Below are 8,867 nucleotides of genomic sequence, written 5' to 3'. Positions count from 1 at the left end.
CCTAAACTGCGCCTTCTGTTCTCAGGCAGGTTAGCAGCGCGGATGCATCCACGGCCTTGTCGGCGAATGTGTCGCCTACGGCGCGCGCCAGGATCAAGGTCAGGGCCCCTCCCTCGGCCTTCTTGTCGCCGTGCATGCGGTTCAATAGGGCCTGAGCCGAGAACGATCCCGCTTGCGACAGGCGTGTAGGCAGTCCGGCCGCGGCGATGACCGCGTCTACGCGCGTCGCGTCCTGCAGTACGCACAGCCCCCTCGCCGCCGAATAGCGGAAGGCCATAGCACAGCCCAGAGCGACCGCCTCCCCATGCGCTAGGGCGTGTTCGTCAAAACCCAGTTCTGCCTCGATGGCGTGGCCAAAGGTGTGGCCAAGGTTCAGCAGGGCGCGGCGGCCCGCCTCCTTCTCGTCCTCTCCGACGATGGCGCTCTTGATCTCGACGGAGCGGACCACGGCACGATGCAGAGCGTCAGGGTCGCCGGACACACCCTGTGCCCCCTCCCCTGCCAGCCAGTCGAAGAAGACGGCGTCGCAGATCAGGCCGTGTTTCAACACCTCGGCCCAACCAGAGCGCAACTGCCGCTCCGGCAATGTAGCCAGCACATCGATATCCGCCAGGACCAGTCGTGGCTGATGAAACGCCCCGATCAGATTTTTGCCGCGCGGCGTATCGATCGCCGTCTTGCCTCCGACGGAGGAATCCACCTGAGCCAGAAGGGTCGTCGGCACCTGAACGAAGTCAATCCCGCGCATGAACAGGGCGGCCGCCAAGCCTGCGAGGTCTCCGACCACACCGCCGCCAAGAGCGACCACCAGATCGCGACGGTCCAGTCCAAACGCGATCATACGGTCCAGCACCCGCTCCAGTTCGGCGAAGGACTTGGAGCCTTCGCCCGGCGGGACCGTCAGAAGCCAGGCCTTGATCCCTGCCCCCTCAAGACTGGCCATGGCGGCCGGACCGTGCAAGGCGGCAACGATTTCGTCAGTGATGACGACCGTGCGCCCCTTAGCTAAGGGAGCCAGACGCGGCCCCAATTCGGACAGCACACCACGCCCCACGACTACGTCATAAGGCTGAAAACCTGTTCCGGAGACGGAAATGGTTGTGATCATGCGGATGTCCTCGCCCAATGCGCCTGCAAGGCCCTGACAATCGCCTCCACCGCTTGGGCATGAGCCCCGTCACTGACATCCACGGTCAGATCGGCGGTGGCGTAAAGGGGGTAACGGGCCTCGGCCAGGCCCTTGAGGGCCTCTAGCGGATCCCGTCCGCGCAACAGGGGTCGCGTATCGCGCCGCTGAACGCGCTGGGCGATGGTGTGAAGATCGGCACGCATCCACACGGTCACCGCTCGCGCACTGAGGGACGCCTGAGTGTCCACATTCAGAATGGCACCGCCGCCAGTGGCCAGCACCATACGAGGACCGTCCAGTAACCGCCTCATGACCCGGGCCTCGCCTGCGCGAAACTCGCCCTCCCCCAGCTGGCTAAAGATATCGGAGACCGTCATCCCCGCAGCGCTCTCTATTTCTGCGTCCCCATCGGCAAACGGCAGGCCCAGCCGCCGAGCCAGTCGGCGACCAACTGTCGATTTCCCCACGCCCATCAGCCCCACCAGGGCTATGCTACGCTCATGCGTGGGAATCGGTTCGGACGGAACTACAGGCTCGATCACGGACGTCCCTCAGGGAACGGACGGACGGTGCAGCGCGGCGGGGACGGGTTCAGGCACGGCATGACCCCTCCATCCTCTACACCAAGCGCGGCCTTGCGAAAGCGTGTTGCGTAATGAGCGATGCCCAGATCGAGGCCTTTCTGGAGATGATGGCGGTCGAGCGCGACGCTTCACCTCATACCCTGTCCGCCTACGGCCGCGATCTGGCTGATGCAGATGCGGGTACGCCGTCGGGGCTGATGAAGGCAGACGAAGCCGAAGTCGAGGCCTGGTATGCCTCCTTGGCCAGCCGGGGGCTTTCGGCGGCGACCCAGGCACGGCGGCGCTCTGCGGTGCGGCAGTTCTATCGCTTTACGCTTGGCGAGGGTTGGCGAACGGACGATCCTTCGCGGGGGCTGGATGCGCCGAAACAGGGGCGGTCGCTGCCCAAGGTGCTCTCACGTGAGGAGATCGAGCGACTGCTGGGCGTGGTGGCCGCGCGGGATGGGCACGCGGGCCTGCGGCTGATCGCCCTGCTGGAATTGGCCTATGCGTCCGGTCTACGCGTATCGGAGTTGCTGGCGTTGCGGGTCGAGGCCGTACGTCGTGACCCGACCTGGCTGATCGTACGCGGCAAGGGTGGCAAGGAGCGGCTGGCCCCGCTGAACGGCTCGGCTCGGGAGGCGGTGAAGGCCTGGCTGATGGCACGAGATGCGGCGCGAGCGCCCAAGGTCCCCGATAGTCCCTGGCTGTTCCCGTCATCTGCCGCCAAAGGCCACCTGACCCCGCGCCGATTTGCCCAACTGCTGGATCAGGCGGCCATCGAGGCAAACATCGACCCGGCACGCGTCAGCCCGCATGTCCTGCGTCACGCCTTCGCCACCCATCTTTTGGAGGGCGGGGCCGACCTGCGCGTCGTCCAGACCCTGCTGGGCCATGCCGACATCGGTACGACGCAGATTTATACCCATGTGGCCACGGATCGGCTGACGCAGGTGGTAACGCAGCATCATCCGTTGGCACGGGACGGCTGAACCCTCTCTTGCCCCACGGCGTTCCGCCCACTAGGTTCCGCCGCCTTCTCCGACGCGCCAGTGCGCGCCTTTGACCGGACGCCTTCATGGCCACGCATTATCTCGAGTTCGAAAAGCCCATCGCCGATCTGGAAGACAAGATCGAGGAGCTGTCGCTGCTCGCCTCGACCTCCGGTTCGTTCGAGACCGAGATCGACGGCCTGCGCAAGAAGGCTGAGCAGTTGCGCAAGAAGACCTATGCCGGTCTGGATCCGTGGATGAAGACCCAGGTGGCGCGCCATCCGCAGCGTCCTCACCTCAGCCACTATATCGACGGCCTGTTCACCGACTTTGAGGAGCTGAAGGGCGACCGCCAGTTCGGTGACGACCAGGCGATCATCGGCGGTCTGGCTCGCTTCAGAGGCGCGCCCGTCGTGGTCATGGGCCATGAGAAGGGCAACGACACCCAGTCGCGCGTGACCCACAACTTCGGGATGGCCCGGCCCGAGGGCTATCGAAAGGCCGTACGCCTGATGGATCTGGCCGAGCAGTACGGCCTGCCAGTCCTGACTTTCGTCGATACGGCCGGAGCATATCCGGGTCTGGGCGCCGAGGAGCGCGGCCAGGCCGAGGCCATTGCCCGCTCGACGGAGCGGTGCTTGACATTGGGCGTGCCCTCCATCGCTACGATCACGGGCGAAGGCGGATCGGGCGGGGCAATCGCAATTGCCGCAGCCGGGCGTGTGCTGATGCTGGAGCACTCCATCTATTCGGTTATCTCGCCCGAGGGGGCCGCCGGCATCCTGTGGCGCGACGGAGCCCGGGCGAGGGATGCGGCCATGGCCATGAAGATCACGGCACCGGATTTGCTGGAACTGAAGATCATCGACCGGATCATCGAGGAACCGCTTGGCGGGGCACATGCCGATGCAGACGCGACCATCGCCACGGTCGGCGACGTCCTAGCCGAGGAGTTGGCTGCCCTCTCGACCCTGACGCCAGAACAAATCCGGAAAGCGCGTGCCGACCGCTACTACGCCATAGGCCGTCTGGGCTGAGCCACAGCGCAAGATCTGACCCTGGCGTTAACCGTCCCGCTACCTAGCGCGTGGCACATTATGGCCATGGTTCCAGCCGCCCCTGCCAAAACCTCGCGCCCGTCAGGCGGTGTCGGCGAATCGCTGCGCGAGAGTTCCGTCATCAACCTGACCGGCGCGGTCACCATGGTTGTCGATGACTCCCCTTTTGCGCTGGATCTGACCAGCCAGGCTCTGCTCGGCTTCGGGATCAAGACCCGCTATGCCTGCAACAGCGGGGCCGAGGCGATGGAAATTCTGAAAGATCACAACGTCGATCTGTTGATCATCGACTGTGAGATGCCGGAGATGGACGGCTACGCCCTCGTACGCTGGCTGAGGCGGTCGGGGCTGGATCCAAATGCCTTGGTCCCCGTCATCATGACCGCGGCCCACGTCCGACGCTCCAAGGTCAAGGAGGCACGCGATTGCGGTGCCAGCTTCGTGATTACCAAGCCATTCAGCGCCTCGACCCTGCTGGAGAGGCTGGTCTGGGTGGCGCGAGACAGTCGGCCGTTCCTTGAGGTCGGAGACTATTTCGGACCGGATCGCCGCTTTCGGCAAGGTGATCCGCCTGGTCAGGAGCGCCGCGCGGGGATGATCCGCAAGGCTCAGTTCGATGCCGAACAACGCGCAGCCTCAGGAGGCGCAAGATGACGGTCATTACCCACGCCCGCCGCAAGTCAAACCTGTCCCAGATGATCGACAAGCCCGGCGGGGTCAGCATCGGCGTGGCCCTGACACAGGCGCGGGCCAATATCGAGGCCAAGCGGGCCGAGGCGTCGGCCGTGGTCGATGCGCAGATCGCGGCTCTGGAATCGATCGCGGCCCCGGACAGTCCGATGGAGCTGGCGAGGCGGCTGGAGGAGGTCTACCACGCCGCCAACGCCGTCATCGATGCGGCCAGTCCGTTCGAGCTGGACGACCTGTGCAAGGGCGCGGCGGGGCTGTGCGACGTGATCGACGCGGCCCAGCCGGGCCAGCCTTTCGACTGGCGCATCGTGACTGTTCACGCGCGGTCGCTACGGCTACTGCAGACCCTGCCGGTCGAAGAGATCGATGCCCGCAATCAGGTGCTGGAAAGCCTGCGCCAGATCCTGCTGCGCAAAGTCGCGCCCAAGGCCTAGTCCGCCATCTGGCCGGTGCGGGCACCGCGTGTCTGCTTGCGCCAGAGCGCCGCGTATTCTCCACCCTGACGGGCGACCAGTTCGTGGTGGGCCCCGCGCTCGATGACGCGTCCGGCTTTCAGCACCAGGATCTGTTCGGCGTCAGCGATGGTGGACAGGCGGTGGGCCACAACCAGCGTGGTACGGCCGCTGCGAGCCTTGCGCAGGGTCTTCTGGATGGCGGCTTCGGTGCGGCTGTCCAGGGCGCTGGTGGCCTCGTCCAGGATCAGGATGCAGGGGTCGGCCAGCAGGGCGCGGGCGATGCCGACGCGCTGACGCTCGCCGCCCGACAATTTCAGGCCCCGTTCGCCGACGCGAGTGTCCATGCCCTCGGGCAGGCCGCGGATGAAGTCGTCCAGCTCGGCGGCGTCGGCGGCGGCCCAGATGGCGGCCTCGTCCGCGTCGGGGCGGGCAAAGCCGATGTTGGCGCGGATCGTGTCGTTGAACAGGGCCACATCCTGCGGCACCAGGGCGACGGCAGCACGAAGGCTCTCCTGCGTCACGGCCCGCACATCGCGCCCGTCGATCAGCACCCTGCCCTCCTGCGGGTCCAGCAATCGCAGGGCCAGTTTGACAATGGTGGACTTGCCCGAGCCGGAGGGGCCGACCAGGGCGGTGGTGGTGCCGGGCGCGGCGACGAAGCTGACGTCCTCCAGCCCGCTGGCCCGGGCGTCGTGGCGGAAGCCGACCGCCTCGAAGCGCAGTTCAGAGGCGCACCCTTCGTCCGGCTTGGCCAAGGCGATGGCGTCGGGAGCGTCAGCGACCTGGGGCGTCTGGCGCGTGACCTTCAGCATCTCTTCCATGTCGATGAAGGACTGGCGGATCTCGCGATAGGCGAAGCCCAGAATGTTCAGGGGGGCATATAGGCTGATCAGGATCAGGACGGCGGCGGTGACGTCGCCCGGCCCCATCCTCCCCGCAGCAGCCTCGAACCCAGCCATGACGGCCATGACGCCCAGGCCGACATTCATGATGACCGCCTGCATGACGTTGAGCAGGGCCAGCGAACTGTTGGCCTTCAGCGAGGCGCGGGTGTAGTCGCCGAGCGCCGCGTCATAGGTGCGGGCGGCACGGGCCTCTGCGCCGAAGGATTTGACGGTCTCGTAGTTCAGCAGGGCGTCGACGGAGACGCCTGCGGCCTCTGTGTCGGCGGCGTTCATTTCGCGCCGGTGTTCCAGCCTCCAGTTGGACAGGGCGAAGGTGGAGGCGGCATAGACGGCCACCACGACCACGGCGACCGCACCGAAGCGCCAGTCGTATTTGCCCGCCAGCACGCCGGCGGCCAGCACCAGTTCGACACCCGTAGGCACAAGATTGAAGGCCAGGATGCGCAGCAGGAAGTCGACTGACCGGGCGCCGCGATCCATGGTCCGCGACAGGGAGCCGGAGCGTTTGGTCTGGTGAAAATCCAGAGACAGGTTCAGGGCGTGGGCAAAGGTTTCGGTCGCCGCCGTGCGTTGGGCGGCGGAACGGACCGGGGCGAAGACCACGTCCGACGCATTGGGGGCAATCGCCGACAGCAGCCGTACGATGGCCCAGCCGACGGCGAAACCGGCAAAGCCCAGGCCGATGGCGACCTCGGTCGGCTGATCCGAGGCCAGGTGGTTGACCGCCGCGCCCAGAACCAGCGGGGCCAGGACGCCCAAGGCCTTGCCCGCCAGGGTCATGGCGATGGCTGCGAACAGGCGCAGGCGCAGGTGGGGGGCATTGGACCGGCCGACCAGTTTGATCAGGTCGCCCAGCGCCTGCCAGGTCGGTGGGCTCTCGGCGACGGGCGCGGCCAGTCCCGCCTGCGCCGCCTTGGCCAGAGAATCCGATTTCCGCCCCGACCGTTCACCGCGCATGGGCGCAGATATGGACCGCGCCGGGGGTTCCGCAAAGGGGGGACGGGCGAGCGGCGTCTTGCATTTTTTGGTTCGGGACCGTGGGTTCGGAGAATGCAGCGCGACATGCATGTCATCGCGCGGATTTCATGGGGCGAAGGCCGGACGGACGAAAAACACAGTCCACTGAGTCCACTCAGTCCACCTGCGGCCGAAACAGGTCAGAGCGACGCACCCGGCGGCGGTGTCGAGCCAGTTAGCGATGTGAAAGACCGGAACGCCCATTATACCACGCCGCACGACCGTGCGGGGCAGAGTTGGGATAATGCCCGTTAAACAGGGCATTGGGGGCAAGCAGGGCTCTTCCGGTGCCGTGCGCGAACCTGGCAGATCGACCGCTTGCAAACCTTGGGTTGTTTGACGAAGATTGCTTCAAGACAGTTTCTGAGGAGATCGAAGATGGATGCCGGCTCGAAGTTTGGAAAACCTTCCTTTTTCATCCTGGTCGCCATCGGTCTCTCGGGCGCGATCTCAGCTTGCGCGGGCCACTCTGTTGACTGGGCCAGCGTTGGAGCAGGAGCCGTCAATCAAGCCTGCAAGAACTCATCCCACTGTGACCTGCCTTGCTCACGTGACGGAGCGCGGCCTGACTGTGTCACGGGATCCGTTCCCTAGCGTCCGCGAGCAAAACCCCTAGCCGAACCCCAGAATGTCCGCTGCGAGTGTCCGTTGTCAGACCGAAGCACAAAGATTGCTCCCGCCGCGTCGCAGACATCAGCCGCATTGTTTGTCGGCGTGGGCGCGAGGGATCGACGTCTGGGAGCGGATAACGAATCTGCGGCAGCGGCTTGAGGGGGACGCATGTTCCGGACGGTTTTCGCGATCTGTTTGTTTCTCGGGCTCGCAGGCTGCGCCAGACCTGCGGAACAAAGCTGCGAGGCAGATGCTGACGCAATGCTGGACATGTCGTTTGCCGCCTTTGATCAAGGACCGGATGGCTGGCGCTCTTTGGATGGCAGCCTGTCTTGCTCAGACTACGCGGACGACGTCCTGTCCGAATACCGGTCCCGGCACGGCCCCATCCTCGGCGCGGCGAACGTCAGTCTCCTGATGTGGCACGAAGCTCAAGCGCTGGCCTTGCAGGGGGACTCAGCGCGAGCCCTCGAGCTCATGAAGGCGGCGGAATATCCGGACGAGCCTCAGTGGCAAAAGCTCTACCGCGAGGGAAGTATCGCGTTCCTGGAGAGCGATATGGAACGGTTGCAGACAGCAAGGGATCGGCTGTCCCGGCTACCCCGCGAGGCAATCCTGATGACGCCGGGCGAACCGTCGGTGCCCTGGCCACCAAACCTGGATGTTCTGGACGGGCTCATATCCTGTTTCGGGAAGCCCTACGGCATCGCTTACGCCTGCCGCCAAGCGCCGGCGGCCTCGTAAATGAGTGCCCGCTTTGCACCTTCGCGGACATTCGGCAGGTCCGCTGCTAGATTCACCTGACGTCGGGTTTAGCGCCTAGGGCTAGTGTCGGCACTCCACCCATAGCGGACCTTGCTAGCCTTGGTTGGTTCGCCGATGATCGAATGCCGCATTGAACGCGGTCCGGAGACTCAGGTTTTGTCCCTTCTCGCCACACTGACGGTCATCGCATCGTTGCAGGCCAATCCCTCAGCCGCTGACATTCTTCAGGGCCTCGACATGACGTCCTTCAGGAACTCGACCGGCCCGCGTCGGGTGGAGGGTTGGCGACGCCCTGCTGACTGGTCCTTCTCCGAACTGACGGTCTCAGAAGGAACCGCCTATTTGGCGCGGCCTGGAGATTGGAAAATCGGCCTTACGATACTGCGGACGACTCCGGATGGCGTAATCGCCTGTTTTTACGATCGAGCGCAGAACGGCGGCCGTTATGCTGCTCAGCAAGCCCTTCGCATTGTCCGGGATGATCTCGGTGGATATCGAGTTGTGGAACAGGACGTGGTTGATCCGACCTGTTCCCCATTAGTTGGACAGGGCTGATAACGGGGTCCTCATAAGGCAACCAGCTGCAGGCCAGTGTCCCCTTTCCACCCATAGGCGACAGTCCGCCATCGACCCAGAGCGGACATTGCACCCAAAGATACATCAGAGCGCGGCGGAAGCTCC

At 65.0% G+C, this 8,867-nt stretch carries 9 protein-coding genes; 6 read left to right on the top strand and 3 right to left on the bottom strand.

The window, feature by feature from the left end; translation table 11 throughout:
• Position 1: 1 nt before the first annotated feature.
• Entirely contained in the window at positions 2-1,108 is a 1,107-nt protein-coding gene (aroB, locus tag AC4PRM_RS00045) for a 3-dehydroquinate synthase (RefSeq protein WP_492038331.1), read from the bottom strand.
• Positions 1,105-1,671 (bottom strand): shikimate kinase, encoded by a 567-nt coding sequence (locus AC4PRM_RS00040; protein WP_373255423.1) that lies wholly within the window; start codon positions 1,669-1,671, stop codon positions 1,105-1,107. The genes aroB and AC4PRM_RS00040 overlap by 4 nt, the downstream gene beginning before the upstream one ends.
• A 113-nt stretch (positions 1,672-1,784) precedes the next feature.
• On the opposite strand from AC4PRM_RS00040, the gene AC4PRM_RS00035 reads away from it, so the two are divergent.
• The 4 genes from AC4PRM_RS00035 to AC4PRM_RS00020 all read left to right on the top strand — a co-directional run bounded on the left by AC4PRM_RS00035 (position 1,785) and on the right by AC4PRM_RS00020 (position 4,866).
• A complete protein-coding gene (locus tag AC4PRM_RS00035; RefSeq protein WP_492038330.1) occupies positions 1,785-2,684 on the top strand; it encodes a site-specific tyrosine recombinase XerD in 900 nt (299 codons plus the stop codon).
• 86 nt (positions 2,685-2,770) lie between these two features.
• On the top strand, positions 2,771-3,721 hold the full coding sequence (locus AC4PRM_RS00030) for an acetyl-CoA carboxylase carboxyltransferase subunit alpha (protein WP_373255428.1): 951 nt from the start codon (positions 2,771-2,773) through the stop codon (positions 3,719-3,721).
• 60 nt (positions 3,722-3,781) lie between these two features.
• Positions 3,782-4,396: a response regulator gene (locus AC4PRM_RS00025; protein WP_492038329.1), complete on the top strand. Its 615-nt coding sequence runs from the start codon at positions 3,782-3,784 to the stop codon at positions 4,394-4,396.
• Entirely contained in the window at positions 4,393-4,866 is a 474-nt protein-coding gene (locus AC4PRM_RS00020) for a chemotaxis protein CheE (protein ID WP_487923321.1), read from the top strand. Before AC4PRM_RS00025 ends, AC4PRM_RS00020 begins: the two co-directional genes overlap by 4 nt.
• Here the strand turns inward: AC4PRM_RS00020 and AC4PRM_RS00015 are convergent.
• Positions 4,863-6,749 (bottom strand): ABCB family ABC transporter ATP-binding protein/permease, encoded by a 1,887-nt coding sequence (locus tag AC4PRM_RS00015; RefSeq protein ID WP_492038328.1) that lies wholly within the window; start codon positions 6,747-6,749, stop codon positions 4,863-4,865. The genes AC4PRM_RS00020 and AC4PRM_RS00015 overlap by 4 nt on opposite strands.
• An 840-nt stretch (positions 6,750-7,589) precedes the next feature.
• Here AC4PRM_RS00015 and AC4PRM_RS00010 point away from each other — a divergent pair.
• Together AC4PRM_RS00010 and AC4PRM_RS00005 are read left to right on the top strand one after the other, a co-directional pair.
• Positions 7,590-8,165, top strand: a complete 576-nt coding sequence (locus tag AC4PRM_RS00010; RefSeq protein WP_492038327.1) for a hypothetical protein — start codon at positions 7,590-7,592, stop codon at positions 8,163-8,165.
• 120 nt (positions 8,166-8,285) lie between these two features.
• The gene (locus AC4PRM_RS00005) at positions 8,286-8,741 is read left to right on the top strand and encodes a hypothetical protein (protein ID WP_492038326.1); all 456 of its coding nucleotides are present in this window, start codon (positions 8,286-8,288) and stop codon (positions 8,739-8,741) included.
• Positions 8,742-8,867: the final 126 nt, after the last annotated feature.

The sequence above is a fragment of the Brevundimonas sp. DW-iso22 genome (genome assembly GCF_058725425.1).
The sequence above is the reverse complement of the archived record's forward strand: the minus strand, read 5'-3'. Positions and strand labels throughout refer to the sequence as shown.